The sequence below is a fragment of the Shinella sp. 20P9.1.1 genome (assembly GCF_057798995.1).
Genome location: NZ_JBYOLC010000009.1, coordinates 34,829 through 59,330 on the forward strand (window position 1 = coordinate 34,829; position 24,502 = coordinate 59,330).

The 24,502-nt window shown below is 63.7% G+C and carries 24 protein-coding genes; 9 read left to right on the forward strand and 15 right to left on the reverse strand.

The features are described 5' to 3' along the window. The first annotated feature begins 23 nt into the window (after positions 1-23). On the forward strand, positions 24-1,664 hold the full coding sequence (gene groL / locus AC27VQ_RS16385; protein WP_313527801.1) for a chaperonin GroEL: 1,641 nt from the start codon (positions 24-26) through the stop codon (positions 1,662-1,664). A gap of 491 nt (positions 1,665-2,155) precedes the next feature. After that, positions 2,156-2,602 (forward strand): hypothetical protein, encoded by a 447-nt coding sequence (locus AC27VQ_RS16390; protein ID WP_313527799.1) that lies wholly within the window; start codon positions 2,156-2,158, stop codon positions 2,600-2,602. A gap of 9 nt (positions 2,603-2,611) precedes the next feature. Here the strand turns inward: AC27VQ_RS16390 and AC27VQ_RS16395 are convergent, their stop codons facing one another. The 7 genes from AC27VQ_RS16395 to AC27VQ_RS16425 all read right to left on the reverse strand — a co-directional run bounded on the left by AC27VQ_RS16395 (position 2,612) and on the right by AC27VQ_RS16425 (position 11,764). Then, a complete protein-coding gene (locus AC27VQ_RS16395) occupies positions 2,612-5,410 on the reverse strand; it encodes a bifunctional diguanylate cyclase/phosphodiesterase (protein WP_488717094.1) in 2,799 nt (932 codons plus the stop codon). A gap of 187 nt (positions 5,411-5,597) precedes the next feature. Then, positions 5,598-6,815: an NAD(P)/FAD-dependent oxidoreductase gene (locus tag AC27VQ_RS16400; protein ID WP_488717095.1), complete on the reverse strand. Its 1,218-nt coding sequence runs from the start codon at positions 6,813-6,815 to the stop codon at positions 5,598-5,600. Positions 6,816-6,905: 90 nt separating this feature from the next. Further along, positions 6,906-7,613: a glutathione S-transferase family protein gene (locus AC27VQ_RS16405; RefSeq protein WP_488717096.1), complete on the reverse strand. Its 708-nt coding sequence runs from the start codon at positions 7,611-7,613 to the stop codon at positions 6,906-6,908. A 92-nt stretch (positions 7,614-7,705) separates the two neighbouring features. Then, the gene (hisG, locus tag AC27VQ_RS16410; protein ID WP_313527791.1) at positions 7,706-8,401 is read right to left on the reverse strand and encodes an ATP phosphoribosyltransferase; all 696 of its coding nucleotides are present in this window, start codon (positions 8,399-8,401) and stop codon (positions 7,706-7,708) included. Then, a complete protein-coding gene (locus AC27VQ_RS16415) occupies positions 8,398-9,531 on the reverse strand; it encodes an ATP phosphoribosyltransferase regulatory subunit (protein ID WP_488717097.1) in 1,134 nt (377 codons plus the stop codon). The genes hisG and AC27VQ_RS16415 overlap by 4 nt, the downstream gene beginning before the upstream one ends. A 1-nt stretch (position 9,532) precedes the next feature. Then, on the reverse strand, positions 9,533-11,047 hold the full coding sequence (gene hisS, locus AC27VQ_RS16420) for a histidine--tRNA ligase (protein WP_488717098.1): 1,515 nt from the start codon (positions 11,045-11,047) through the stop codon (positions 9,533-9,535). A gap of 81 nt (positions 11,048-11,128) precedes the next feature. Beyond that, positions 11,129-11,764, reverse strand: a complete 636-nt coding sequence (locus tag AC27VQ_RS16425; protein ID WP_421591856.1) for a helix-turn-helix domain-containing protein — start codon at positions 11,762-11,764, stop codon at positions 11,129-11,131. 249 nt (positions 11,765-12,013) lie between these two features. On the opposite strand from AC27VQ_RS16425, the gene AC27VQ_RS16430 reads away from it, so the two are divergent. Genes AC27VQ_RS16430 through copM form a run of 3 tightly spaced genes read left to right on the forward strand, consistent with a single transcriptional unit; the run spans position 12,014 to position 13,237 of the window. After that, complete coding sequence (locus AC27VQ_RS16430; protein ID WP_421591857.1) at positions 12,014-12,451, forward strand: hypothetical protein; 438 nt, start codon at positions 12,014-12,016, stop codon at positions 12,449-12,451. 55 nt (positions 12,452-12,506) lie between these two features. Then, positions 12,507-12,812 carry a hypothetical protein gene (locus AC27VQ_RS16435; RefSeq protein WP_421591858.1) on the forward strand — a complete coding sequence of 102 codons (306 nt, stop codon included), beginning with the start codon at positions 12,507-12,509 and terminating at the stop codon, positions 12,810-12,812. Between the two features lie 47 nt (positions 12,813-12,859). Then, positions 12,860-13,237: a CopM family metallochaperone gene (gene copM / locus AC27VQ_RS16440; protein WP_313527779.1), complete on the forward strand. Its 378-nt coding sequence runs from the start codon at positions 12,860-12,862 to the stop codon at positions 13,235-13,237. 88 nt (positions 13,238-13,325) lie between these two features. On the opposite strand, the gene AC27VQ_RS16445 is transcribed toward copM, so the two are convergent. Together AC27VQ_RS16445 and AC27VQ_RS16450 are read right to left on the reverse strand one after the other, a co-directional pair. After that, positions 13,326-13,547 carry a hypothetical protein gene (locus AC27VQ_RS16445; RefSeq protein ID WP_313527777.1) on the reverse strand — a complete coding sequence of 74 codons (222 nt, stop codon included), beginning with the start codon at positions 13,545-13,547 and terminating at the stop codon, positions 13,326-13,328. 158 nt (positions 13,548-13,705) lie between these two features. Then, positions 13,706-14,335 (reverse strand): DNA-3-methyladenine glycosylase I, encoded by a 630-nt coding sequence (locus AC27VQ_RS16450; protein ID WP_488717099.1) that lies wholly within the window; start codon positions 14,333-14,335, stop codon positions 13,706-13,708. 212 nt (positions 14,336-14,547) lie between these two features. Between AC27VQ_RS16450 and AC27VQ_RS16455 the strand changes: the two genes are divergently transcribed. Next, positions 14,548-15,303: a L,D-transpeptidase gene (locus AC27VQ_RS16455; protein WP_488717100.1), complete on the forward strand. Its 756-nt coding sequence runs from the start codon at positions 14,548-14,550 to the stop codon at positions 15,301-15,303. Between the two features lie 188 nt (positions 15,304-15,491). After that, positions 15,492-16,199 carry a L,D-transpeptidase gene (locus AC27VQ_RS16460; RefSeq protein ID WP_421591863.1) on the forward strand — a complete coding sequence of 236 codons (708 nt, stop codon included), beginning with the start codon at positions 15,492-15,494 and terminating at the stop codon, positions 16,197-16,199. A gap of 52 nt (positions 16,200-16,251) precedes the next feature. Here AC27VQ_RS16460 and AC27VQ_RS16465 read toward each other — a convergent pair whose 3' ends face one another. The 5 genes from AC27VQ_RS16465 to AC27VQ_RS16485 form a co-directional block, all read right to left on the reverse strand. After that, a complete protein-coding gene (locus tag AC27VQ_RS16465) occupies positions 16,252-16,692 on the reverse strand; it encodes a hypothetical protein (RefSeq protein WP_488717101.1) in 441 nt (146 codons plus the stop codon). A gap of 76 nt (positions 16,693-16,768) precedes the next feature. After that, the gene (gene glcF, locus AC27VQ_RS16470; RefSeq protein WP_488717102.1) at positions 16,769-18,067 is read right to left on the reverse strand and encodes a glycolate oxidase subunit GlcF; all 1,299 of its coding nucleotides are present in this window, start codon (positions 18,065-18,067) and stop codon (positions 16,769-16,771) included. Between the two features lie 88 nt (positions 18,068-18,155). Beyond that, positions 18,156-18,575, reverse strand: a complete 420-nt coding sequence (locus AC27VQ_RS16475; protein WP_488717103.1) for a hypothetical protein — start codon at positions 18,573-18,575, stop codon at positions 18,156-18,158. 5 nt (positions 18,576-18,580) lie between these two features. Then, positions 18,581-19,792 carry an FAD-binding protein gene (locus tag AC27VQ_RS16480; RefSeq protein ID WP_488717104.1) on the reverse strand — a complete coding sequence of 404 codons (1,212 nt, stop codon included), beginning with the start codon at positions 19,790-19,792 and terminating at the stop codon, positions 18,581-18,583. Further along, a complete protein-coding gene (locus tag AC27VQ_RS16485) occupies positions 19,792-21,225 on the reverse strand; it encodes an FAD-linked oxidase C-terminal domain-containing protein (protein ID WP_488717105.1) in 1,434 nt (477 codons plus the stop codon). The genes AC27VQ_RS16480 and AC27VQ_RS16485 overlap by 1 nt, the downstream gene beginning before the upstream one ends. 229 nt (positions 21,226-21,454) lie before the next feature. Here AC27VQ_RS16485 and aphA point away from each other — a divergent pair, with 229 nt between their 5' ends. Together aphA and AC27VQ_RS16495 are read left to right on the forward strand one after the other, a co-directional pair. Then, complete coding sequence (aphA, locus tag AC27VQ_RS16490; protein ID WP_488717106.1) at positions 21,455-22,144, forward strand: acid phosphatase AphA; 690 nt, start codon at positions 21,455-21,457, stop codon at positions 22,142-22,144. Between the two features lie 38 nt (positions 22,145-22,182). Continuing rightward, on the forward strand, positions 22,183-23,079 hold the full coding sequence (locus AC27VQ_RS16495; protein WP_488717107.1) for a LysR family transcriptional regulator: 897 nt from the start codon (positions 22,183-22,185) through the stop codon (positions 23,077-23,079). A 52-nt stretch (positions 23,080-23,131) separates the two neighbouring features. Here the strand turns inward: AC27VQ_RS16495 and AC27VQ_RS16500 are convergent, their stop codons facing one another. Then, positions 23,132-24,409, reverse strand: a complete 1,278-nt coding sequence (locus AC27VQ_RS16500; protein ID WP_488717108.1) for a DUF3422 family protein — start codon at positions 24,407-24,409, stop codon at positions 23,132-23,134. Between the last annotated feature and the right edge of the window lie 93 nt (positions 24,410-24,502).

Sequence of the window (24,502 nt, forward strand, 5' to 3'; positions counted from 1 at the left end):
ATACCTATTCAGGAGCTTTCACAATGGCAGCCAAAGAAGTCAAATTCGGCCGCACCGCGCGCGAAAAGATGCTGCGTGGCGTCGACGTCCTCGCAGACGCAGTCAAGGTAACGCTCGGCCCGAAGGGTCGTAACGTCGTCATCGACAAGTCCTTCGGCGCTCCGCGCATCACCAAGGACGGCGTTTCCGTCGCCAAGGAAATCGAACTGGAAGACAAGTTCGAGAACATGGGCGCCCAGCTCGTTCGCGAAGTCGCCTCCAAGACCAACGACATCGCCGGCGACGGCACGACGACCGCTACCGTTCTTGCCCAGGCTATCGTTCGCGAAGGCCACAAGGCCGTTGCCGCCGGCATGAACCCGATGGACCTGAAGCGCGGCATCGATCTCGCCGTTGCCGAAGTCGTCAAGGATCTCCAGGCCAAGGCCAAGAAGATCAACACCTCGGAAGAAGTCGCTCAGGTCGGTACGATCTCCGCAAACGGCGACAAGCAGGTCGGTCTCGACATTGCCGAAGCCATGCAGAAGGTCGGCAACGAAGGCGTCATCACGGTTGAAGAAGCCAAGACCGCCGAAACGGAACTCGAAGTCGTCGAAGGCATGCAGTTCGACCGCGGCTACCTGTCGCCCTACTTCGTGACCAACCCGGAAAAGATGGTCGCCGACCTCGAAGACGCTTTCATTCTCCTGCACGAGAAGAAGCTCTCGAACCTCCAGGCGATGCTCCCGGTTCTCGAAGCCGTCGTCCAGACCGGCAAGCCGCTGGTCATCATCGCTGAAGACGTCGAAGGCGAAGCGCTTGCTACGCTCGTCGTCAACAAGCTGCGTGGCGGCCTCAAGATCGCTGCCGTCAAGGCTCCGGGCTTCGGCGACCGCCGCAAGGCCATGCTGGAAGACATCGCCATCCTGACGGGCGGCACGGTCATCTCCGAAGACCTCGGCATCAAGCTCGAAAACGTAACGCTCGACATGCTCGGCCGTTCGAAGAAGGTTTCGATCTCCAAGGAAAACACGACGATCGTCGACGGTGCCGGCCAGAAGGCTGAAATCGAAGGCCGCGTCGCGCAGATCAAGGCCCAGATCGAAGAAACCACCTCCGATTACGACCGCGAGAAGCTGCAGGAACGTCTTGCCAAGCTCGCTGGCGGCGTTGCCGTCATCCGCGTCGGCGGCTCGACGGAAGTCGAAGTCAAGGAAAAGAAGGACCGCATCGACGATGCCCTCAACGCGACGCGCGCTGCCGTTCAGGAAGGCATCGTACCGGGCGGCGGCGTAGCCCTGCTCCGTTCGTCCACGAAGATCACCGTCAAGGGTGAGAACGACGACCAGGAAGCCGGCATCAACATCATCCGCAAGGCCCTCCAGGCCCTGGTTCGCCAGATCGCGGACAATGCTGGTGACGAAGCCTCCATCGTCGTCGGCAAGATCCTCGAGAAGAACGAAGACAACTACGGCTACAACGCCCAGACCGGCGAATACGGCGACCTGATCGCCCTCGGCATCGTCGACCCGGTCAAGGTTGTCCGCACGGCTCTGCAGAATGCTGCTTCGGTTGCTTCGCTGCTGATCACGACGGAAGCCATGATCGCCGAACTGCCGAAGAAGGATGCACCGGGCGGCATGCCTGGCGGCATGGGCGGCATGGGCGGCATGGACATGATGTAAGACCTTCGGGTCTTATATCTGAGCCATCCGGTTCAGTTACGGAAAGGGCGGTCTTCGGGCCGCCCTTTTTGTTTTATTGCGCCGCCGGACCTGTATCGTTTCCGGAAAAAAGATTTTGACCATTTGTACAATAATTATCAAAAAGCCGTTGATGGTATCAAAAAACCCACTATAAAGACGCTCCAAGTGAACTTTAAAGATTCACAAGGGGTTCAGGCGCTGGGGAACGGCATCATTTTCGCCGCTTATCGTGCAGCCAGATATCCCGAACGATTTTGATAGAAACCGCCGACGACCTGAATGGAGAGGCAGCGGTGGTTTTCTCGCGTACGTCCGATCCGCATGCACAGACGGAGCCGGATGCAGTTCAGTTCATGAGAAAGTGGGGGCGGCAGACTTCGAGGAGGTCAGCCGGCACTGCTTTTTAGCATGTTGCGTGCCTGCAAGCCGCGACGTGTCGGTCAAATTCGAGCAACTGCCTGAGGTCGTAGGTGTTCAAGATAATCAAGACTGATCTCTCGTCGCCATTTCTGCCGGGCTCGATGGAGTTCGACGAGACGGACAACGAGCTGTTGACGCAATACTGTGTGACGGAGCGCTGGACCGGCGACCTTTCCAACGGCCTGTTCACGCTTGGCGATAAGGCGACGCAGGCGCACGGCCTGACGCAGCGCACCTGCGGGCTGCTCAATCTCATCCGCTGCTACGAGCCGCTCGACCGCACTCGCGTGCTGGAACTCTTCGAGCAGGCGGCGGCCTCCTCCTCGTCCTTCTGCTTCTCCACGACGATCCATCTCGACGGCGCGCCGCGCCAGCCGGTGTTCTGCGTCGGGGAATCGACGGGGCTTGAGGAGAAATACGCCGGTACGATCATCGGCGTCTTCATCTTCCCGCGCTTCCAGATCGATCTGGTCGGGCGGCGCTTCAAGCGGCAGTAGGAAGCGGCGTTACGCCGCTTCGCTCTTCTCCGTGTCTATGCGGATACGCTCCACCGGCACCGGACGTCCCAGGAAATAGCCCTGCGCCTCGTCGCAGCCTTCGTCGAGAAGGATGTCGAGCTGGCTGCGCGTCTCCACGCCTTCCGCCAGAACCGGCACGCGCAGCGACTGGCCAAGCGCCAGGATGGCGCGGATGATGGCTTTCGCCTCGGGGCTTGCCTCCACCTCGCTCATGAAGCTGCGATCGAGCTTGATCTTGTCGAAGGGGAAGGCGCGCAGCGTTTCGAGCGAGGAATAGCCCGTGCCGAAATCGTCGATGGCGATGGTGACGCCGAAGGCCTTGATGCGGCGCAGCGTGTTGAGCGCGCGCTCCTTGTCGCCGATGATCGTCGATTCCGTGATTTCGAGCTCCAGCCGGCGCGGGCTGAGGCCGGTCTCCAAAAGCACGCGGTGCACGAGATCGGCGACATCGGCATTGCCGAGCTGCACGGGTGAAAGGTTGACGGCAATCTTGTAGTCGTTGCCCCAGGTCGCGGCCTCGCGGCAGGCTTCGCGCAGCACCCATTCGCCGATCGGCAGGATGGCGCCGCACTCTTCGGCAACCGGGATAAATTCTGACGGCGGGATCGTGCCGCGCACCGGATGATGCCAGCGCAACAGCACCTCGTAGCCGATGGTCTCACCCGAAGTGACGGCCTTCTGCACCTGATAGTGCAGCTGCAATTCCTTGCGCTCGACGGCCTGCCAGAGATCGTTTGCAATCAGGCGGCGGCTGCGGGCGGCCTCGTCCATGGAGACCTCGTAGAAGCAGACCGTTTCGATCAGCGCATCCTTGGCGCGGTACATGGCGAGGTCGGCATTGTTGAGCAGTGCTTCGACATTATCGGCATCCTGCGGATAGATCGCGACGCCGAGGCTCGCGCCCGGCTTGATGTCATAGCCGTCGATGCGGATTTCGTCGTTGAGGCAGGTTTCGAGGCGCTGGATGAAATCGGTGAGATCCGCCATGTCCTCGAAGCGCTTGGCGGCCGCGAATTCGTCGCCGCCGAAGCGTGCGACCGTCTCGTCGGCCTCAAGGCAGGCCTGCATGCGCTTTGCGAGCGTGGTCAGAACCTCGTCGCCCGCAGCATGGCCGCGCGTGTCGTTGATTTCCTTGAACTTGTCGAGATCGATACCGATGGCCGCAACGAGGCCGCCGGAGCGGCGGGCGGAGAAGAGATCGGCCTCCAGACTGGCGTTGAAGCTTGCCCGATTGGGCAGGCCGGTCAGGCCGTCATGGCGGGCGAGGAAGGAGATCTGCTCCTCGGAGCGCAGGCGTTCGGATATGTCCTCATAGGTCGCAACCCAGGCGCCATCCGGCAGCGTGCGGTAGCGCAGCTGCACGGAAACACCGTTCGACAGTTTCTCAATGAGCACGCCGCCGTCGTTCGCCTGGATGGCAGCGCGGCGGCGCGCATACATGTCGCGCGCCCGCGGCTTCCAGATTTCCGGATCGGCATAGACGTCGGCGACGCCCTGGTCGACGATCTCGCGCAGCGTCATGCCCGGCTGGATGCGGCCTTCCGGGAAGCCGAAGATTTCGCTGTAGCGCTTGTTGGCGATCAGCAGGCGTTCGTCTTTGTCAAACAGGCAGAGACCCTGTGACATGTTTTCCAGCGCCAGGTCGAGGTTCTTGGTGACGTCGGCCAGCCGGTCGGCAGCGGCCTTCTCCTTCGTCACATCCTTGGTGATCTTGGCATAGCCTATCAGCGCACCACCGGCATCATAGATGGGATCAAGCACGACATGGGCCCAGAAACGCGAACCGTCCTTGCGGTAACGCCAGCCCTCGCTTTCGTATTTGCCTTCCTCACGTGCGGTGCGCAACGCCCGGTCCGGCAAGCCATTGGCGAGGTCCTCCGCACTGTAGAACTGCGAAAAATGCCGACCCACGATCTCGTGCGCCTTGTAGCCCTTGTTGCGCTCGGCCCCCTCGTTCCAGTTGGCGACGCGGCCGGCGGGATCGAGCATGTAGATGGCATAGTCCTTGACGCCCTGCACGAGCATGGCGAACTGGCGTGTGCTTTCATTCGCCGCAAGTTCCGCCTGGCGGGCGAAGACGGCGGCCGTCAGGCCGGTGAAGAGCAGCGAGAAGGCGACAACCGCGATGAGCGGCACCATGAGGCTCGTCGACAGCATCGTGTCATTGCTGACCGGCATCAGGCCCGGTTCGACACGAACGGCCGCCATGGCTGTAAAATGCAGCGAGACCACGCCAAGCGCCATCAGGCCGGTCGCCGCCGCGCGGTCACGCACACTCTGCTGCGGGCGCATGCAGAACATCAGCGCCAGCACGCCGAACAGCCCGGCGCAGGCGAGCGAGGCCACAACATAGGTCCTATCCCAGGTGAACACGCCCGGCAGTTCCACAGCGGACATGCCGATATAATGCATGGAGCTGATGCCGGCCGCGAGCAGCAGGCCGCCGGCAGTCACGGCGCTACGGCCGTTGACATAGGTGGCAATGGCAAGCCCCATCGTGGTAACGACGATGGCGACGCCGAGCGAGAGCAGAGTCAGCTCCATGTCGAAGCCCATGGCGACGCCGGGGTCATAGGCGAGCATGGCGATGAAATGCGTCGCCCAGATGCCGAAGCCGCTCGACGTGCCGGCCGCGCCCAGCCAGAGAGTGCGCGCCGTGCCCTCCGCCACCAGCGCCCGCTGCGTCAACGTCACCGCGACATAGCAGGAGAGGAAGCAGATCAGCGCCGCAAGGAGCACGAGCCGCAGGTCGTGCTCGACGGTCAGGCAGGTCAGGATACGGAGCATGGAGGATTTCACCGGGTGGGAGCTGCTATGACGCCCACTCAGCCGGAGAAGACTAAAAAATGAGTGAATTCAGAAAGTATTGGGCGGCGTCCGACGGGCCTGCCTATTATCATACTTAACGAATATCAAAACGATGCAACTGTTTTAGTATGTAACAGTCTCGCACCACACCTCAGCGGCGAAAACCCTAAAGCGTCAGCGCTTTGAGGTCCGTCGCCGGATCTTCCAGCGCCGCCCGCTCCGGCGTGCGGCCCATCTCGATCAGCTTCTTGCCGACCACATAGGCCTTGGCATCGTTGACCGCATCGACCGCAATCAGTTTACCATCCCGGAAATACCAGACGGAAACGCTGCCCTCGCGCTGGCCGGGACGAACGAATGTATCGTCGAAGCCCATGCAGAAGCCGGCGATCTGCAGCTTCACATCATACTGGTCCGACCAGAACCACGGCTTCGGCTCATAGGGCGCATCCCCGCCGGCGATAACGGCGGCGGCAGCCTCGCCCTGGTCCACAGCGTTCTGCACGGATTCGAGCCGCACCCGATTGCCCTCGAAGGGCAGCACGGCGCAGTCGCCCATGGCGAAGATCGCGGGATCGGAGGTGCGGGCATGGACATCGACGACAATGCCGTTGGTGACCTCAAGGCCGGCAGCGCGGGCAAGCTGGTCATTGGCCGTCACGCCGATGCCGGCGATGACGACATCGACGGGCAGCACAAAGCCGTCGGTCAGTTCCGCGCCGGTGACGCGGCCGTTTTCGCCGAGCAGGCGCACGAGGCCGGTCTTTTCGCGCACATCAACGCCGCGGGCGTTGTGGATGGCCTTGAGAATGGTCGCGGTTGCCGGGGAAGCGACGCGGGCGAGGATGCGGTCGGCCATTTCGATGACGGTGACTTGAAGCCCCCTGCCCCGCGCGACGGCGGCCGCTTCCAGCCCGATATAACCGCCGCCGATAACCAGCGCCCGGCGGCCCTCCTGCATTTCCAAGCCGAGCCGGTCGGCATCGCGGTAGTCGCGCACGGTGAAGACGCCGTCGAGGTCGCCGCCGATCTCAGCCGGCAGGCGGCGGGGCGTCGCACCGGTCGCCAGTGCCAGGAACTGGTAATGCAGCGTCGAACCGTCGCTCAGCGTCACGGTCTTGGCGTCACGGTCGATCGCCGTCACCTCGGTGGAGAGGCGGATGTCGACATTGTTGTCGGGGTACCAGCTTTCCGGACGGAACATCAGGCGGGAGAGATCGGCCTCGCCGAGCAGGTACTTCTTCGAGAGCGGCGGTCGCTGGTAGGGGTGGCTCGCTTCGGCGGCGATGATGGTGATCGGCCGCTCGTCCTTCAGCGCACGCAATTTGGCAACGAGGGCGAATGCGGCCTGACCGCCGCCCACAACAACCAGTCTTCCCGTCACGATATTCCGTCCCTTGCCTGTTTTCCCAGACGTAGCCCGCGTCGGCGGGCGGCGTCAACATGGCCGCCGCCGCCGGATTTTTCGTTTGCGTCAGGCCTTGGCGGGGATTTCGAGGCCCTTCTGGCTTGCCGGACGGGCGATGCAGCGCTCCAGCCAGGCCATGACGGCCGGGAAATCGGCATAACCCAGCGCTTCGCGGCCGCCATAGAAGATGTCGGCACCGCGGATCCACGGGAAGGTCGTGATGTCGGCGATGGTGTAGTCGTCGCCCATGATCCACTCACGATCTTTCAGCCGCTCTTCCAGAATGGAGAGCAGGCGTCGTGATTCCTCGCGGTAACGCTCGGCGGGATAGGGATTGTTGGCGACCTTGTCGGCGGCGAATTTGTGGAAATGGCCGAACTGGCCGAACATCGGCCCGATGCCGCTCATCTGGAACATCACCCAGGCCAGCGTCTCATAACGCCCGGCGGCATCGGCCGGGATCAGCTTGCCGGTCTTTTCCGCGAGATAGACGAGGATCGCGCCCGATTCAAAGAGGCCGATCGGTTTGCCGTCGGGACCATTGGGATCGATGATCGCCGGAATGCGGCCGTTCGGGTTGAGCGAGATGAACGCCGGCGACTTCACGCCATCAGGCCCGAACTCGATGCGATGCGGCTCATAGGCAAGGCCGAGCTCTTCCAGCGCGATCGCCACCTTCACGCCGTTCGGCGTCGGCAGCGAATAGAGCTGGAGGATATCGGGGTTCTTGGCGGGCCATTTCTTGGTGATGGGGAAGGATGACAGATCGGACATGAAAACTCCTCGGTGCAGGACCCCAGAGATAGGGCGCAACACCTGCCGATGTCAGGTACGGGAGAAAATTTTCCGCGCTGGAAGGGCGCGCCTCAGAGCGCGCCGCGCACCGCTTCGATGATCTCGGCCACGACCGGATCGCCGGCATGCTCGGCCTTGCGGGCGCGAACGAGGCAGGCTTCCGATTTCAGGATCACGCCATCGGACAGGATCTTCAGATGGTTGGCCACCAGTGTCGAGCCCGTCGAGGTGATATCGACGATGATGTCGGCCGAACCCGAGGCCGGCGCACCCTCGGTGGCGCCGAGGCTTTCGACGATGCGGTAGAGCTGGATTCCGTGGTTGCCGGAGAAGAACTGCTGGGTCAGCCGCCAGTATTTGGTGGCGATCGTCAGGCGGCGGCCGTGGCGGGCGCGGAAATCGGCGGCGACGTCGCCGAGATCGGCCATCGTGTCGACGTCGAGCCAGATTTCCGGCACGGCGACGACAACATCGGCATGGCCGAAGCCGAGCCGGGCGCAGAATTCGACGCGGGCATCGGCTTCCGCCAGCCCCTCGCGCACGAGGTCTTCACCCGTCACGCCGAAATCGACGGTGCCGTTGGCGATCTCGCGCGAGATTTCGGAGGCCGAGAGGAAGGCGATCTCGATATCGTCGCGGCCTTCGACACGGCCGCGATAGGAGCGGTCATTGCCGACGGCGGTGACGGGAAAGCCGGCGCGGGCGAGCACGGCGGAACTGTCTTCCTTCATGCGCCCCTTGGAGGGCAGGCCGATGGTGATGGTCATGCGGCTTGCCCCTTGACGCTTGCGATGCGGTCGAGCCAGAGCGAGAAGCCGACGGCCGGAATGCGTTCCTTGGCGCCGAGCAGCGTCAGCAGCCGGTCGAAACGGCCGCCGCCGGCGAGCACCAGCGTGTCACCCTCGGGCGCGATCTCGAAGACGAGGCCGGTGTAATAATCGAGCGGACGGCCGAAGGCCGCGCGGTAGGTGATCTCAGACGGATCGGCGCCGGTTTCGCTGAGCGCCGCAACACGGCTTTCGAAGCGGGCGAGTGCGGCGCCGAGCGACAGGCCGGCCTTGTCCGCGAAGGCGGCGAGCGCCCGGGGGGCGTCGGCAAGGCTCAGTTCCAGCGCCAGGAATTCCTTGAGCAGCGCCAATGTGCTGCCGTCGAGACGGGTGTTGGCGAGTTCCATCTTTTCGCGCAGGCGGCGCGCGATATCGGCCGGGCTGCGGCTGGCATTGGTTGAATAGCCGGTCGCTTCCATCGTCTCGTCGATATGGGCGATGAGTTTCGCCTCGTCGTGGAGGGTGCCGAAGATGGCCAGGCGCTCGACCTCCGGGCCGAAGGTACCGGATGGGGCGGGATTGGAGAGATCGGCCATCAGCTTCTGCAGCTGCGCCTGGTTGCCGAAGGCATGCACCAGCCGCTTCTGCCAGCCGGCCGGCAGGCCGCAGGCAGCGACGACCGCTTCGAAAACCGACTGGTCGCCGAGCATGACGGAGAGTTTGCGACCCGGCAGGCGGTTCTTCAGCACGGCCAGCGCATCGCGCACGGCGCGCGCATCGGCGCGGGCGACATCGGGCTCGCCGAGGTCTTCGATGCCGGCCTGATAGAACTCGTTCGAGCCCTCGCGGCGCTGGCGGAAGACTTCGCCGAGATAGGCATAGCGCTTCGGCGTGCCGGTCGCGGTTTCGATGTGGCGCAGGCAGACGGGGATGGTGAATTCGGGGCGCAGGCACAGGCTCTTGCCCGTCTCGCTCTCCGTCATGAAGATGCGCCGCCGCAGGTCCTCGCCCGCCATGTCGAGAAAGGGTTCGGCCGGCTGAATGACCGGCGTATCGACGCGCTCCGTGCCGAGCTTTTCAAGATCGGCGATCAGATCGGGCGCGAAGGCGGGGAGGTTGACGAGAGGCATCTCAGCCGGCCCGTGCCCGGTCTTCAGCCTGCGCGGCGAGGATTTCGCGCACCTTGGCGACCAGCTCGGCTTCCGGCACGGAGACCTGCGCCACGCGGGCTTCGCGCCAGGTGGTGTTGTCCTCGATCTCGCCGGAGAGGCGCTTGCCCTCGATCAGGTCCTTGATCTGCACGAGGCCCTCGGCGCGCTCGTCGCCGCCCTGGATGATGGCGACGGGGGCGTTGCGGCGGTCGGCATATTTCAGCTGGTTGCCGAACTTCTTCCAGTTGCCCTGGTACATTTCGGCGCGAATGCCGGCATTGCGCAGTTCCTGCGTGAAGCGCTGGTAGCGGCCCATGCTCTCGATATCGCCGTCCATGACGGTGACGAGAACGGGCGCGACAACCTCGGAAGCGCCGAGCTTGCCGAGGTTCTTCAGCGCCGTCATCAGGCGCGAGACGCCGATGGAAAAGCCCGTGGCCGGCACCGGCTGGCCCATAAAGCGCGAGACGAGACCGTCATAACGGCCGCCGCCGCCGACCGAACCGAAGACGACCTTCTCGCCCTTCTCGTTGGTGACGGCGAACTGGAGTTCGGCTTCGAAGACGGGGCCGGTGTAGTATTCAAGGCCGCGCACGACGGAGGGGTCGATCTTGATGCGGTCGGAGCCATAGCCCGCAGAGGTGACGAGGTGGCCGATCTGGTTCAGTTCATCGACGCCTTCGCCACCGCGCGTGCTGCCTTCGAGCAGCCTGGCGAGGTCGGCAGCACTTTCGGCATAGTCCTTGATGCCGACGAAGAAGAGCACTTTTTCGATCTGGTCGTCGGAAAGGCCGGCGCCCTTGGTAAAGTCGCCGGATTCGTCCTTGCGGCCGGCGCCGAGCAGCAGCCTGACGCCTTCGGGGCCGAACTTGTCGAGCTTGTCGATGGCGCGCAGCACGGTGAGGCGCGCGCCCGCCTTGTCGTCGCCACCAAGGCCGATCGCTTCCAGCACGCCGTCCAGAACCTTGCGGTTGTTGACGCGAATGACGTAATCGCCGCGGGCAATGCCGAGCGCTTCCATCGTATCGGCGAACATCATGCACATTTCGGCATCGGCCTGCACGCCGGCTGCGCCCACCGTGTCGGCGTCGAACTGCATGAACTGGCGGAAGCGGCCGGGACCGGGCTTCTCGTTGCGGAAGACGTAACCCGCGCGATAGGTGCGGTAGGGCAGCTGGATCTCGTTGAAATTCTCCGCGACATGGCGGGCGAGCGGCGCCGTCAGGTCGTAGCGCAGGCTCATCCACTGCTCGTCGTCGTCCTGAACGGAGAAGACGCCCTCGTTCGGGCGGTCGCTGTCGGGCAGGAACTTGCCGAGCGCATCGGTATATTCCATGAGCGGGGTCTCGACGGGATCGAAGCCGTAGCGCTCATAGACCTCGCGGATCTTGACCGTCATCTCGCCCACGGCGCGGATGTCCAGCGCGTCGCGGTCGACGAAGCCGCGCGGCAGGCGGGCTTTCAGCTTCTGGGGTTTTTTCTGCTTTTCGCTCATCGGGATACCCGAATTTCCTGTATTTCCGTTGCCGGTTTCCTAGCGGATTGGGCGGGCAGCGGCAAGGCGCAAAAGCCCTCCTCAGGGTCGCCGCGACAGCGTATCCCAGCTGTGCACGATGACGGCCGAGGTGGTTTGCGCCTGGGCCTTCGGAATAAGGATCGAATGGGTGTCGCCGCGGATGATGCCGCGCATCTCCGACTGGAAGGACAGCCGCTTCATCTGAACATAGCCTTCGGGAATGGAGGTCACCGACAAAGCGGGGCCGCCATAGATCTCGACGCTCGCCACCTCGCGGGCATAGAGACCGGCGACCAGCGCCTGATCCTCGATGCACGCCCGATAATGGCCGGTGAGGAAACGACGGATGCTGGTGCCGACGACGGCGCGCATTTCCGGGCTCTCGCGATATTCCTGCTGAGACCCGCCGAGATAGCGGATATCCCGCCCCTCCCAGAGATTGCGGCTTTCCCCCGACGCGAGGATGGAGGCGAGCAGGCGCCGCTCGGTCTGCGCGTCCGCCCGGCGCAGGAAATCGACGATGGCGCCCGTCGCGCGCAGATCGGGCTCAGCCATGCCGCGCTCCCAGCGCGAGACCGTCGCTGTCGAGAAGCCAAGTTTCCACGCGATATCAGCCTGAGCCAGACCAACCTTCAGGCGATAGGCGCGCAATTGATCAATGAGATCATGGCCAGTGCTGAGGACGAAATCGCGCAAATTCAACCCTTAGACGTGACAAGCATCAAGAATACGCCAGAAAGTGGATTAAACTACCAGAGACTCCGCTTCCTGCCGCCTGAGATGTCGGCTACCGTTAATCCCAGGTAAACGTCTGTGACTGCCGTTTCGCAGGTCGCCTAACGCACAATCGCGACGTTTCCAGAGGTGACGGCCATGATAGCCTATTCCCGCGCCTCGCCGACCGAATGCCCGGAGCATCGGTTGTCCCTCTCTGGACCAAACCGCATGGCACTAAAAGCGAAGACCCATTCCACCCACCTCGCCTCTGTAGCCGAGATCATCGGCATCAATCCAAGCGAGCTGGAGAGCGCTTTCGTATGCGAGGAATGGAGTGCGGAACTCGCAACCGGCATCGTGCGGCTAGGGCCGAAAGCGGCGAGCCTGCACGGAATATGCAGCAGCCCCTGCGGTATCATGGACCTCATTCGCCTCTACGATTCCGCGGACCTTTCCAAGGTTCTGCAAGCGCTCGAGGACGCGGCAACATCGCCCATCGTCTTCACCTTTTCCACGACGCTGCGTCCGGGGCCTGGCCTCTATCGCCCCGTCTTCTGTTTCGGCCAGTCAGATACGGTCGACGGCACGAGCGGCATGATCCATGGCACCTTCGCGGTAGCGCGGCTCTGTATGCGGATGGGCTCAAGGCCGAAAGCGCTGAACTGACCCCTTCCCTTTTGCACGGCGGCCACCTATCTCTCGTTTCATGAGGCAGCTCCTTTTGCTATTCGCCATTCTGGGCGCGCTTTTCTCCGGCTGGCTGCCGGCGATGGCGGCGACGCTCAGTGTTGGCCAACCTGCCGGCGTGCATGCCATGCATGACATGACCGGCAAGGACGGCGGCGGCGATCATGGCAAGACGAAGCCAATGGCCCACCCCGTCGCCTGTTCCGCCTGTTTCGCGATAGAGGCCGACCGGATCGAACCCGCTGGGCGCCTGCTCGTCGTTTCGGAACGCACACCTGCCATAGCGCCGGCCCTTGCCGGCCTGGAACAGCGCCCGCTCGATCCGCCTCCCCGGTCCTGAACAGACCGAGAAAAATTCCCGCAATCTGTTCAGAATTGGAAAATATAATGAACGCAAAGACCTTGTTTCTTGGCGCAGCCCTTTCGCTCGCCTTCACTCTGCCCGCATTCGCCCAGGAGGCGGACCACTCCGCCCATCAGGGCATGACGATGGGCGCGCCTGCGGACGGCAGCCCTTCCACGCAGGCCTTCATCGATGCCAATGCGAAAATGCATGCGGCCATGGCGATCGACTTCACCGGCAATGCCGACGTCGATTTCGTACGCGGCATGATCGCCCATCATCAGGGCGCCATCGACATGGCGAAGGTGGAGCTGGAGCATGGCAAGGATGCCGACATCCGCAAGCTGGCGCAGGATGTCATCACCGCCCAGGAGGGCGAGATTGCCATGATGAAGGAATGGCTGGCAAAGAACGCCAAGTAACGCTTGACGAAAGCCAAGTCTAAACACGAAGGCCCGCCGGGAAACCGGCGGGCCTTTCCGTTTGATCGCTCAGACGTTGCGCGGCACCCTATTCGCCGGCCGGAAGCGCCCTCTGGGCCGCCGAAGCCTCGACAAGCGAGGCCGCAATGACGCGGGCCATCAGGAGACTCGTTTCGCGAAGTTCGGTGTTGTTGCCGCTGCGGGCGGTCCGGATGAGGCGGAAGCCTTCCCGGAGCATGATTTCCTGAGCCTTGTCGCAGGCCCAGTGTTCAAGACGAGAATCGTCTGATGCGGATGCTTTTGGCGCCATGTGTCCCCCATGCCAAATCATTCAGCACAAAGCGGCCCATCACGACTACGCACGCGCAGGTCGTCCCCAGACTTTCCGATGTATGATAATGCCGCTTGAGATCAAGCTACATGATTCGCTGTAGAATCAAAGATATATTTGTGACGGCATCCCTAGAATTAGGGACGCGCCAGCCCGTTTCTCTTCGTTTCGACTTGTGGACGGCAGAAACAACCCTCGACGTGATCGTTGACCAGCCCCATCGCCTGCATGAAGGCATAGACGGTGGTGGGGCCGACGAAGGTCCAGCCGCGCTTCTTCAGGTCCTTCGACAGGCGCACCGAGGTGGGCGTCGTGGGATTGGCGACGATGATGTCCCACTCCACCCGTTCCGGCCGCTCCTGCGGCGTCGGCTCGAAGCTCCAGAAGTAGCGCGCGAGCGTGCCGAACTCGTCGCGCAGCGCCTGCGCCCGCTTCGCATTGTTGATCGTCGAGACGATCTTGCCGCGATGGCGCACGATGCCGGTATCGGCAAGGCAGCGGGCGATGTCGGCATCACCGAACGCCGCGACCTTGTCGAAATCGAAGCCGGCGAAGGCCGCACGGAAGGCTTCGCGCTTGCGCAGGATCGTCAGCCAGGACAGGCCGGACTGAAAACCTTCGAGGCAGATTTTCTCAAAAAGCCTGATATCGCTGGTGACGGGCTGGCCCCATTCCTCGTCGTGATAACGGCGATAGTCCTCCAGATTGCCATGCCATGCGCAGCGCGTGCGCCCGTCGTCGCCGTCCAGCAGTCCCCGTGTCGTCATCGCCGCCTCCGTTTTCCTTTTGTTCCGATTTACCACTCGTCAACCACATTTGGAAAGCAGGCAATAACCCTACTCAAAGCTTTATCGGCATCGTGCACGCTTCATGAACGGCCGTTTACCATTCGCTTCATTCGAGAGTGCAAGCATTCCTGCGAACCGGCGCCGCATCTCTCACGGCGCAGACCGGCGACGATCAGTAGCGAGTACGTCCGATGTTGATACGCACCCTTCTAGCCAAAACCCTTTTGGCCACCACCCTTCTGGCCACCACGACGGCGACCCATGCCAACGACCGGTATATCAGCCAACCGCCCATCATCATCAGCCCCGACCTCACCGCTCCCTGGGTGATGCAACTGACCGGCGAAGGCGTGCAACCGGCCGTCGCCACGCGCCGCATCATCCAGCGCCAGCAGGTGCAGCAGCGCCGCGTGATCCGCCGCGAGAACGTCGCCCGCGTCGAGCAGGTCTCGGCGACCGGCCAGGCGCGCAATGTCATCAAGTCGAAATTCGACCCGATGTACCTGCCGCAGACCGTCTCCTACGAGACGGAGCACAAGGCCGGCACGATCGTCATCGACACCAACAACCGCTTCCTCTATCTGGTGCTCGGGAACGGTCAGGCGCGGCGTTACGGCGTGGGCGTCGGCAAGCCGGGCTTCGAATGGGCGGGCGCTCACACGATCACCCGCAAGGCCGAATGGCCGACCTGGACGCCGCCGCAGGAAATGATCAGCCGCGAGGCTGCCAAGGGCCACTACCTGCCGGCCTCCATGGAGGGCGGCCCGGAAAATCCGCTCGGCTCGCGCGCCATGTATCTCGGCTCGACGCTCTACCGCATCCATGGCACGAACGCCCCCTGGACGATCGGCTATGCGGTCTCGTCGGGCTGCATTCGCATGCGCAACGAAGACGTCGTCGATCTCTACGACCGCGTGAATGTCGGAACCAAGGTCATCGTCATCTAACGACCGGCGATACGGTCATCGAAACATCTCCGGCTGCTGCGCAGCCGGAGATGTTTGCGTTTTGGCCCTCTCTTGGGCAACAGAACGAAGAAAACAGCCGCCATATGCGTCTTGCAGGCAGCAAGCCGACTTGAAATCGGTCAAGACTCGGTTAGCCTCGCGCAATTCAGGGATTGAGAGGACTACACATGCGGAAATACGCTTCGATCTTGCTGGCAGCGACCATCGCCGCCACGGCGACCCTTCCGGTGACGTCGGCGAACGCCTTCCCCGGTGCCACGGTTCAAGGCAGCCAGACGACCTCCGATGTCACGCTCGTCGCCCAGCCGCAGAGCAAGAAGCAGGTCGCGCAGAAGTTCAAGCGTACCAAGGTGCGGTTCGTCACCGACCAGCCGGCCGGTACCGTGATCGTCGATACCAACAACAAGTTCCTCTACTATGTGGAAGGCAACAACAAGGCGACGCGCTACGGCATCGGCGTCGGCCGCGAAGGCTTCGGCTGGTCGGGCGTGGTGAAGGTCGGCCGCAAGGCGGAATGGCCGAGCTGGACGCCGCCGGCCGAGATGCGCCGTCGCGAGGCCAAGAAGGGCCGCATCCTGCCCGTGGTGCAGGAAGGCGGCGAGGACAATCCGCTCGGCGCACGCGCCATGTATCTCTACAAGGGCGGCCGCGACACGATCTTCCGCATCCATGGCACGAACCAGCCCTGGACGATCGGCCTCAACATGTCTTCAGGCTGCATACGCATGATGAACAAGGATGTCGAACATCTCTATGCCCGCGCCGACATCGGCACCAAGGTCATCGTGGTCGGCCCCGGCAACCGCCAGGGCGCGGTTAGCTACAACGACAAGGGCGTCGATTTCTTCGGCAACCTGTTCGGCTTCGGCGGCTGATCCGCCGTCGCCCAAACGCTTCGGATGCCGGCCTCGCGCCGGCATCGTCGTTTCAGCCGGCCGAGCAGGAGACTTTGCCGGTGCGCTCGATCCCCTCGCCTTCCGCGTTGTGCACGATCATCCGGTAATCGCCGTCATAGCTGATCTCGTCCTCGCCCATCGTGGTCTTGACGATGAGGTCGATCGAGCCGAACGGCAGGTCGCCTTCGGTTTCCGCATGCAGCAGCAGGCGTAGCTCGCCGTCATAGAGCCATTCATGGCCGAGATGCGCCGGCGTCAGCGTCACGCGCTCCAGCCCCTTCGGTGCCATGTCCTTCGGCAGGACGATCTCGCCGCGGAAATTCAGGAAACCACCGCCGAGACCGTAGCTGAAACCGCCCTCCGCATCGAAGGCGAGATTGGCATCCTTGATCGCGCAGCTGAAGCCGCCGGTCGCAAAGGCGGGCGAGGACAAGGCGGCAAGGGCGGCGAGCGAAAGCAGAAGGCGGCGCATCGGGATCTCCGGATGGATTGGAAGGCCGATCCTCTAGCAAAGCGTTAGACGGCTGGCAGTTCCGCACGTGACAGGATCAGGAAAGCACAGCCGGCTTTTCCCCGCCATAGGCCCAGTCGAGCAGCTCGACGGTGTGCAGGATGGGGATTTGCGTGCCCGTCGCGATCTGCGTGATGCAGCCGATATTGCCGGTCGCGATCAGGTCCGGCTTGGTCGCCTCGATATTCTTGACCTTGCGCGCCTTCAGCTTGCCGGAGATCTCCGGCTGCAGGATGTTGTAGGTGCCGGCCGAGCCGCAGCAGAGGTGGCCCGCGGCCGGATCGCGCACGACAAAGCCCGCCGCCTTGAGCAACGCCTTCGGCGCCATGGTGATCTTCTGGCCATGCTGCATGGAACAGGCCGAGTGATAGGCAACCGTCAGGCCCTTGGCCTCCTGCTGCTGCAGATCGAGGGTCGCAAGATATTCCGTCACATCCTTGGCAAGCGCCGAGACGCGCGCCGCCTTGTCGGCATAATCAGGATCGAGGCGCAGCATGAAGCCGTAGTCCTTGATCGTCGTGCCGCAGCCGGAGGCCGTGATGATGATCGCATCGAGCCCGCCCTTTTCGATCTCGCCGAGCCAGACATCGACATTGCGCCGCGCCGCCTCCAGCGCCTGCGCTTCGCGGCCCATATGGTGCACTAGCGAGCCGCAGCAGACCTCGCCCGCCGGCGCCACGACCTCGACGCCGAGGCGCGTCAAAAGCCGGATCGTCGCCGCGTTGATCTCGGGCTTCAGCACCGGCTGGGCGCAGCCGGAGAGGATCGCGACCCGCCCGCGGCGCGGTGCCGTGGCCGGATGTGTGCCGGGCTTTGCGCTGTCGGATGCTTTCGGCAGCACGCGCGGCGCAAGGTCCAGCATCACGCCGAAGGGTTCCAGCTGCTTGAAACGCTTCAGGAGGCCTGCGAAGGGGCGGCCAAGCTTCGCCGCCTTCAGCGCCAGGCGGAAACGGTTCGGATAGGGCAGTGTCACGGCCAGCACGGCGCGGGTGAGCCGATCCCAGAACGGGCGCTTGTAGGTCTCTTCGATATGCATGCGCGCGTGATCGACGAGATGCATGTAATCGACACCCGACGGACAGGTCGTCGTGCAGGAAAGACAGGACAGGCAGCGATCGATATGGGTCACGACCTCGGCATCCGCCGCCCGGCCGTTTTCCAGCATGTCCTTGATGAGATAGATACGGCCGCGCGGGCTGTCGAGCTCGTTGCCGAGCGTCACATAGGTCGGACAGGTGGCGGTGCAAAAGCCGCAATGCACGCATTTGCGCAGGATCTTTTCGGATGTCGCGACATGCGGATCGGCAAGCTGCTCGGCGGTGAAATTCGTCTGCACGTCTCAACTCCTCAGATGCCGCACCAGGCATTTCCGGCCAAAGCGGCATCGCTCGGGCGTCGGATCATGCGGCAAAAAAAACAAAACTCTAGCGCAGCATTCGGTTTCTGCGGGCTGCGATGATGTAAGCCTTTTCAGCTTCGGTGACACGGGCGGCGGTCAGAGCCAGCTTTCCAGCAACAGTGATCTGAAGCTCGTTTTCCCGGCGCAACGGGCTTGCGAGCACGCCGCTGCTTCGCCGGGAAAGCGTGAGATATCTCCTGGCGAGCAGAAACCGCATGTCGGGCGTGAGCGGCACCGCGCCCCGCGCACCCACCAATGTCGCTTCGCCGCTATAGGCGCCAAGCCACCAGAGCAGCGCCATGCGCCGCCGGGCAGCACCGGGCGCGCTGAGCGGTTCGGGCGGCCGGTCGCCGCTTGTGGCCTTTTCCTCACGCGCCTCTGCCACCTGTTCCTTCCAGGACTTGTGGCGCTGACTGGCAATCGAATCTCCGGCAAGGCGTCCCATGGCTACTATCCCTTCTGATGACCAAGCAGAGGGGAAACGTACAGGCCCAACGGATCGAAGCTCGCCTTCACACGGGATTGCAGGGCGGCAACCCCCTCGGTCTCCGGCTGGAACACCTGCGTCGCCGCCAGCACCTCGGGACGCGCCCTGAGAAGCGTCGCGTGCCCGCCGCCGACGGCCTTGACGTAGCGGCGCAGCAGTGCGGCCTCGGGATCGGATTCCATGCGCAGCCAGACGAGGCCGCCCTGCCAGTCGTAGAAGGCATCGACGCCGGTTTCCAGACGAAGCGCCGCGACGAGCTGCTGGCCGGCGATAGGCGCGACCGAGACACGCCAGAGCGGGCGCGGCGTGCCGTCGGCATAGGGTGCGGCATCGCGGATTTCACGCCAGAGGCGTTTCGTGCCCTCAGCTTCCAGACGGGACACGGCACCGAAACGGGCCATGGCGGACACGAGCTTTTCGCCGCGCACCGTAACAGAGGCCGAGAGGCCTTCGAGACGCAGCACCGTGGCGGCGCCCGGCGGCAGTGCGCCGCCGATGAAACGGCCCCGCACGCTTTCGGGCAGATGCGCCGCCCCCGAGACTTCCACCGGGAGCGACATGGCCGTTGCCATGGCAGCGGCGGCTTCGGCATCGTTGAGATCGGAGACGACGATGGTGGCGGATGTTTCCGGCACCGGCAGCAGGCGGAAGGTGACCTCCGTCAGCAGCGCCAGCGAACCGTGCGAGCCGGCAAGCAGCTTGACGAGATCGAGGCCCGTGACGTTCTTCATCACCCGTCCGCCGGCCTTGACGATCTCGCCCGTGCCGTTAACGAAGCGCACGCCAAGCAGGCTGTCGCGCGCCGCCCCTGCCGTCAGGCGGCGCGGGCCGGAGGCATTGGTGGCGAAGACGCCGCCGATCGTCGGGATGCCGGAGGAGCCGAGCACGCCGCGCAGGTCGTTCGGCTCGAAGGACAGCATCTGGCGCTTTTCGGCAAGCGCTGCTTCCACCACTTCCAGCGGCGTGCCGGCGCGGGCCGTCATGGTCATCTCGGCGGGATTGTAGGCGACTATGCCGTTGAGGCCACGCGCCGACAGCACATCGGCCCCCTCGGGCGTGCTGTGCAGGCTGCGCGTGCCGCCGCCCCTGATGACGAAGGGGGATTTCGAGAGGCTGGCGACCTGGACAAGACGGCTTGCGGCGTCCTCGGAAAGCGGTTCGTGGATCGGTGTCATCAGGCGGGGCGCCCTTCGAGCGGGAAGACTTTCGACGGGTTGAGCAGCCATTGCGGATCGAAGGCCGCGCGCACGGCCATCTGCTGGGCGAGATCGGCATAGCTGTATTGATGACGCATCAGGTCGCGTTTCTCGATGCCGACCCCGTGTTCGCCGGTCAGGCAGCCGCCCACATCGACGCAGAGTTTCAGGATCTCGTTGCCCGCGGCCTCGGCCTTGGCGGCATCCTCGGGATCGTTGGCATTGAACAGGATCAGCGGATGCATGTTGCCGTCGCCAGCGTGGAAGACATTGGCGACGCGCAGGCCGTATCTCGCGACGATCTCGGCGGTGCCGCGCAGCACGGCGGGCAGTTGGCCAAGCGGCACCGTGCCGTCCATGCAGATATAGTCGGCGATGCGGCCGGTGGCGCCGAAGGCGGATTTGCGGCCCTTCCAGATGAGGGCCGCCTCCGTCGCGGACTGGCTTTCCTTGACGACCTTGACACCATGACGGCCGGCGATCTCGATGATGCTTGACAGCATCGCCTCCATCTCGGCTTCCGACCCCTCGACCTCGACGATCAGGAGCGCCTCGACATCCATCGGGTAGCCGGCATGGGCGAAGGCCTCGCAGATCTCGATGGCCGGCTTGTCCATGAACTCGATGGCGACGGGAATGATGCCGGCCGCGATGACATCGGCCACGCAGGCGCCCGCCTCCTCCGAGCTGTCGAAGCCGAACAGCACCGGGCGCGCGCCCTCCGGCCTGGCGATCAGCCGCACCGTCGCCTCCGTGACGATGCCCAATTGCCCCTCGCCGCCGCAGATGACGCCGAGAAGATCGAGCCCGCCGGCATCGAGCGCCTTGCCGCCGAGATCGACGATCGTGCCGTCGATCATGACCAGCTTGACGCCGAGCAGGTTGTTGGTCGTCACACCGTATTTCAGACAGTGCGCGCCGCCGGAATTCATGCCGATATTGCCGCCGATCGTGCAGGCGAGCTGCGAGCTCGGATCGGGCGCATAGAAATAGCCGTCGGCGGAGACGGCATCGGAAATCGCGAGATTGGTGACGCCGGCCTGGACGGTCGCGGTGCGGTTGGCGAAATCCACATCCAGGATGCGCGCCATCTTGGAAAGGCCGATGACCACCGCATCCTCCTGCGGGATCGCGCCCCCCGACAGCGAGGTGCCGGCACCGCGCGGCACGACAGGCACGCCGTAGCGATGGCAATATTTCAGCACGGCCGCGACCTGCTGCGTCGTCTCCGGCAGGGCGACGGCGAGCGGCAGGCGGCGATAGGAGACGAAGGCATCCGTCTCGAAGGGCACCAGTTCACGCGGCTCGTGCACAAGGCAGCCTTCCGGCAGGAGATCGACGAGATCGGCAACGATTTCGCGGCGGCGCGACAGCACCGACGGCCGCGGTTCGAGAAAGCCGATCTGATCCATTCCGTCATCTCCGTTCTCAAGTGGTCTTTTTTCTTTACCACTCAGGCCTGAGCGGTGCAAATCCTAAGCATGGTCGTCGTACCGCGAAGCGCTCCGACTTGCGGGGACAAACGCGGCGGTAGCAAGATCATGCGATTGACCGCCCCCCAGCGCGAATGCGACAGTCCGGCGATCGGAAGGCGGAACGATCACGGACGGCCTTGCGACCGCAGGCAAGGGAGGACATATCATGCGCAGATCGCTCGCCGCCATTTCGGCTCTTCTGCTTCTCGCCGGTCCCGCTTTCGCCGAGGACCTGCCCAATCTCAATCCCGGCGTGACGACCTCCGAGCTTCTGGCGACCGCGCCGGTGCATTGGGTCTCCGTCGACCAGATCGCGGCGACGCTGGAAGGCCAGCCTGCCATGGCGGTGGGCTTCGACGTGGATGATACGGTGCTGTTTTCCAGCCCCTGCTTCTATTACGGCAAGATGAAATACTCGCCGGCCTCGGAAGACTACCTGAAGATGGACGCGTTCTGGACGGACATCCACACCAACAATTGCGACCAGTATTCGGTGCCGAAAGAGGTTGCCCGCAAGCTGATCGACATGCACGAGGCGCGCGGCGACGAAATCTTCTTCATCACCGGCCGCACGCGCGGCACCGGCGGCGAAACCCTGACCGGGGCCATCAAGAAGGCCTTCGGCATTGAAAAGATGAACGACGTGGTGTTCACCGCCTCTTCGGAAAACAAGGTGGAATTCCTGAAGGAGCACAAGCTGAAGATCTACTATGGCGATGCCGACAGCGACATGAAGGCGGCGATCGCCGCGGGCATCCGCCCGATCCGCGTCATGCGCGCGCAGAACTCGACCTACAAACCGGAGCCGAAGAACGGTAAATTCGGCGAGGAAGTGATCGTCGACTCGACCAACTGACCCATAAGCTTGCCCAAATTCCTGCAAGGACATGACGCGTGACAAATCTTGGTGACCTCGAAATCTTCTCCCGCGTCATTTCCATGGGAAGTATGTCGGCAGCGGGGCGGGCGCTCGGTCTGTCCCCAGCCGTCATCTCCAAACGCGTCAAGCGGCTGGAGGAGCGGCTCGGCACGCGGCTCTTCCAGCGCACGACGCGGCAGATCTCGCTGACCGAGGCGGGACAAGGCTTCTACGACCGCATCGTCGGCATTCTCTCGGGCATCGAGGAGGCGGAGGCCTTCGCGTCCGGCCGGTCGGGCGCGGTGCGCGGCACGCTGCGCATTTCCGCGCCCACCTCCTTCGGCCGCATGCATATCGCCCCCAATCTCAAGGGCTTCATGGATGCCTATCCCGAACTCGTCGTGAACCTCGTTCTCACCGACGATTTCTCCGATATCGTCGGCGGCGGTTTCGATATCGCCATCCGCATCGGCGAACTGTCGGATTCCTCGCTCGTTGCCCGCCGTCTCGCCTCGGTGCGGCGCGTGCTGTGCGCCTCGCCCGATTACATTGCCCGCCACGGCTCGCCGGCCTCGCTGGAGGCGCTTGCCGAGCATGTCTGCCTGCCGCCGCACACGCAGGATGTCTGGCGCCTCGAAGGCCCGGAAGGCAGCGTCACCTATCGCCCGCACGGATCGCTCTACACCAATTCGAGCGAAGTGGTGCGCGAGGCGGTGTTTTCCGGCATGGGCATTGCGCTGCGCTCCACCTGGGATGTCGGTCCGGCGCTGAAGAGCGGCGATCTCGTGCAGGTGCTGCCGGAATACGAGGGCTCGCGCAACGTGGTGCTGTCCGCCGTCTATCCGAGCCGGCAGTTCCTGCCGGTCAAGGTGCGGCTGTTCATCGATTATCTCGCCGACCTCTACGGCCCCCTGCCCTATTGGGAACGCTGACGGGGGAAGCCATGCGCGGCAGGGCGAATCCGACTTCGGCCGGCAGACAGGCTTAATGCTTGTCCTCTTCCGCGTGCTTGTGCTTGATCGCGCGGACGAGCAGCCACATGCCGACGATGACGAAGGGCACGGCGATGCCGGTCAGCGTTTCCGGCTTCACCTCCAGCCCGAGGCCGTGCGCTGCCTTCGCCACATAGCCGAACAGGCCAATGACATAATAGGAGATCGCGGCGACTGAGAGGCCTTCGACGGTCTGCTGCAGCCGCAGCTGCAACTTGGCGCGGCGGTCCATCGAGTTGAGCAGCGTCGTGTTGAGCTGTTCCAGTTCCACGTCGATCCAGCTGCGCAGCAGCGCCGTCGCACGGGCGAGCTTGCGCGACAGGTTGGCCTGCCGCTCCTCGATCGACTGGCAGGTGCGCATGGCCGGCGCCAGACGGCGCTCGAGGAAGAAGCCGAGCGTTTCGTAACCGGGCACGGCACTTTCGGCGAGCGTGCGGATACGCTCCTGCACGATGCCGTAATAGGCGCGGCTGGCGCCGAAGCGGTAGAGGCTGAGCGCTGCATTGGCCTCCAGCTCGGCGGCCAGGCGGGTGATCTCGGTCAAGAGTTCGTCGGCCTTGTCGCGAGCATGCTGCTTCATGGCATTGGTGATGCCGGTCAGGCCGTCCTCGATGCGGCGGATATCCGGCGACAGCGACTGGGCGAGCGGCAGGCCCATCATGGCGAGCGTGCGATAGGTCTCGATATCGAGGAGGCGCTGGACGAGCGCGCCGCGCCCGGCCTCCGTCATGCCGCGATCGATGACGAGGATCTGCGTCAGCCCGTCGCCGTTCTGGCGGAAGTCGGTGAGCACGACGCCCTGGCCGTTCTTGATCTCGCTGTAACAGAGGCTGGTCGGGTCGAAGCTGGCGATCGCTTCGCGGGTTTCCGGCGAATCCGGGCGGATTTCGAGGCGGATGCCCGAGATCAGCGTACCGGGCGGCGAAAAGCTGTCGCCGAACGGATGCACGGCCACTTCGCCGGCGAATTTTTCCGGCACCGGACCATCCCAGAAATAGGTCGAGAATTCCGTGTGGCGCTCCCAGCGCAGCGTGCCCTGGCCCCAGCTCAGTGCATGGTGGCTGGAATCGCGCCCCGGCGGCGAGATGCCGCGCGAGCGCGACAATTCTCCCATCACCGCATGATCGACCGCCGAACCACCCTCGGTGAGGAAGGCGAGCTGGAAGATGACGCGTGGCGACGGCACCAGCGCATATGGCCTTGCGTGGATTTCCCCCAGCGCCTGCGCACGCGCAGTCGCCTGCGGAAAAGCGAAGCTTCCGTTACCCATTCTGCACCGTCCCCCTTCGTGCAACAGCATAGTCTTAACAAATGTCAGGCGCCGAGAGATAGGGCGCATTGACGCAGGCTCTTTCAAGGCAGT

Bases quoted from the DNA above. Each gene is read 5' to 3' on its own strand.
- groL (WP_313527801.1), top strand. From the start codon at position 24: ATGGCAGCCAAAGAAGTCAAATTCGGCCGCACCGCGCGCGAAAAGATG.
- AC27VQ_RS16395 (WP_488717094.1), bottom strand. From the start codon at position 5,410: ATGCTCCGTATCCTGACCTGCCTGACCGTCGAGCACGACCTGCGGCTC.
- AC27VQ_RS16405 (WP_488717096.1), bottom strand. From the start codon at position 7,613: ATGTCCGATCTGTCATCCTTCCCCATCACCAAGAAATGGCCCGCCAAG.
- hisG (WP_313527791.1), bottom strand. From the start codon at position 8,401: ATGACCATCACCATCGGCCTGCCCTCCAAGGGGCGCATGAAGGAAGAC.
- AC27VQ_RS16415 (WP_488717097.1), bottom strand. From the start codon at position 9,531: ATGCCTCTCGTCAACCTCCCCGCCTTCGCGCCCGATCTGATCGCCGAT.
- hisS (WP_488717098.1), bottom strand. From the start codon at position 11,047: ATGAGCGAAAAGCAGAAAAAACCCCAGAAGCTGAAAGCCCGCCTGCCG.
- AC27VQ_RS16430 (WP_421591857.1), top strand. From the start codon at position 12,014: ATGGCACTAAAAGCGAAGACCCATTCCACCCACCTCGCCTCTGTAGCC.
- copM (WP_313527779.1), top strand. From the start codon at position 12,860: ATGAACGCAAAGACCTTGTTTCTTGGCGCAGCCCTTTCGCTCGCCTTC.
- AC27VQ_RS16445 (WP_313527777.1), bottom strand. From the start codon at position 13,547: ATGGCGCCAAAAGCATCCGCATCAGACGATTCTCGTCTTGAACACTGG.
- AC27VQ_RS16450 (WP_488717099.1), bottom strand. From the start codon at position 14,335: ATGACGACACGGGGACTGCTGGACGGCGACGACGGGCGCACGCGCTGC.
- AC27VQ_RS16455 (WP_488717100.1), top strand. From the start codon at position 14,548: ATGTTGATACGCACCCTTCTAGCCAAAACCCTTTTGGCCACCACCCTT.
- AC27VQ_RS16460 (WP_421591863.1), top strand. From the start codon at position 15,492: ATGCGGAAATACGCTTCGATCTTGCTGGCAGCGACCATCGCCGCCACG.
- AC27VQ_RS16465 (WP_488717101.1), bottom strand. From the start codon at position 16,692: ATGCGCCGCCTTCTGCTTTCGCTCGCCGCCCTTGCCGCCTTGTCCTCG.
- AC27VQ_RS16475 (WP_488717103.1), bottom strand. From the start codon at position 18,575: ATGGGACGCCTTGCCGGAGATTCGATTGCCAGTCAGCGCCACAAGTCC.
- AC27VQ_RS16480 (WP_488717104.1), bottom strand. From the start codon at position 19,792: ATGACACCGATCCACGAACCGCTTTCCGAGGACGCCGCAAGCCGTCTT.
- AC27VQ_RS16485 (WP_488717105.1), bottom strand. From the start codon at position 21,225: ATGGATCAGATCGGCTTTCTCGAACCGCGGCCGTCGGTGCTGTCGCGC.
- aphA (WP_488717106.1), top strand. From the start codon at position 21,455: ATGCGCAGATCGCTCGCCGCCATTTCGGCTCTTCTGCTTCTCGCCGGT.
- AC27VQ_RS16500 (WP_488717108.1), bottom strand. From the start codon at position 24,409: ATGGGTAACGGAAGCTTCGCTTTTCCGCAGGCGACTGCGCGTGCGCAG.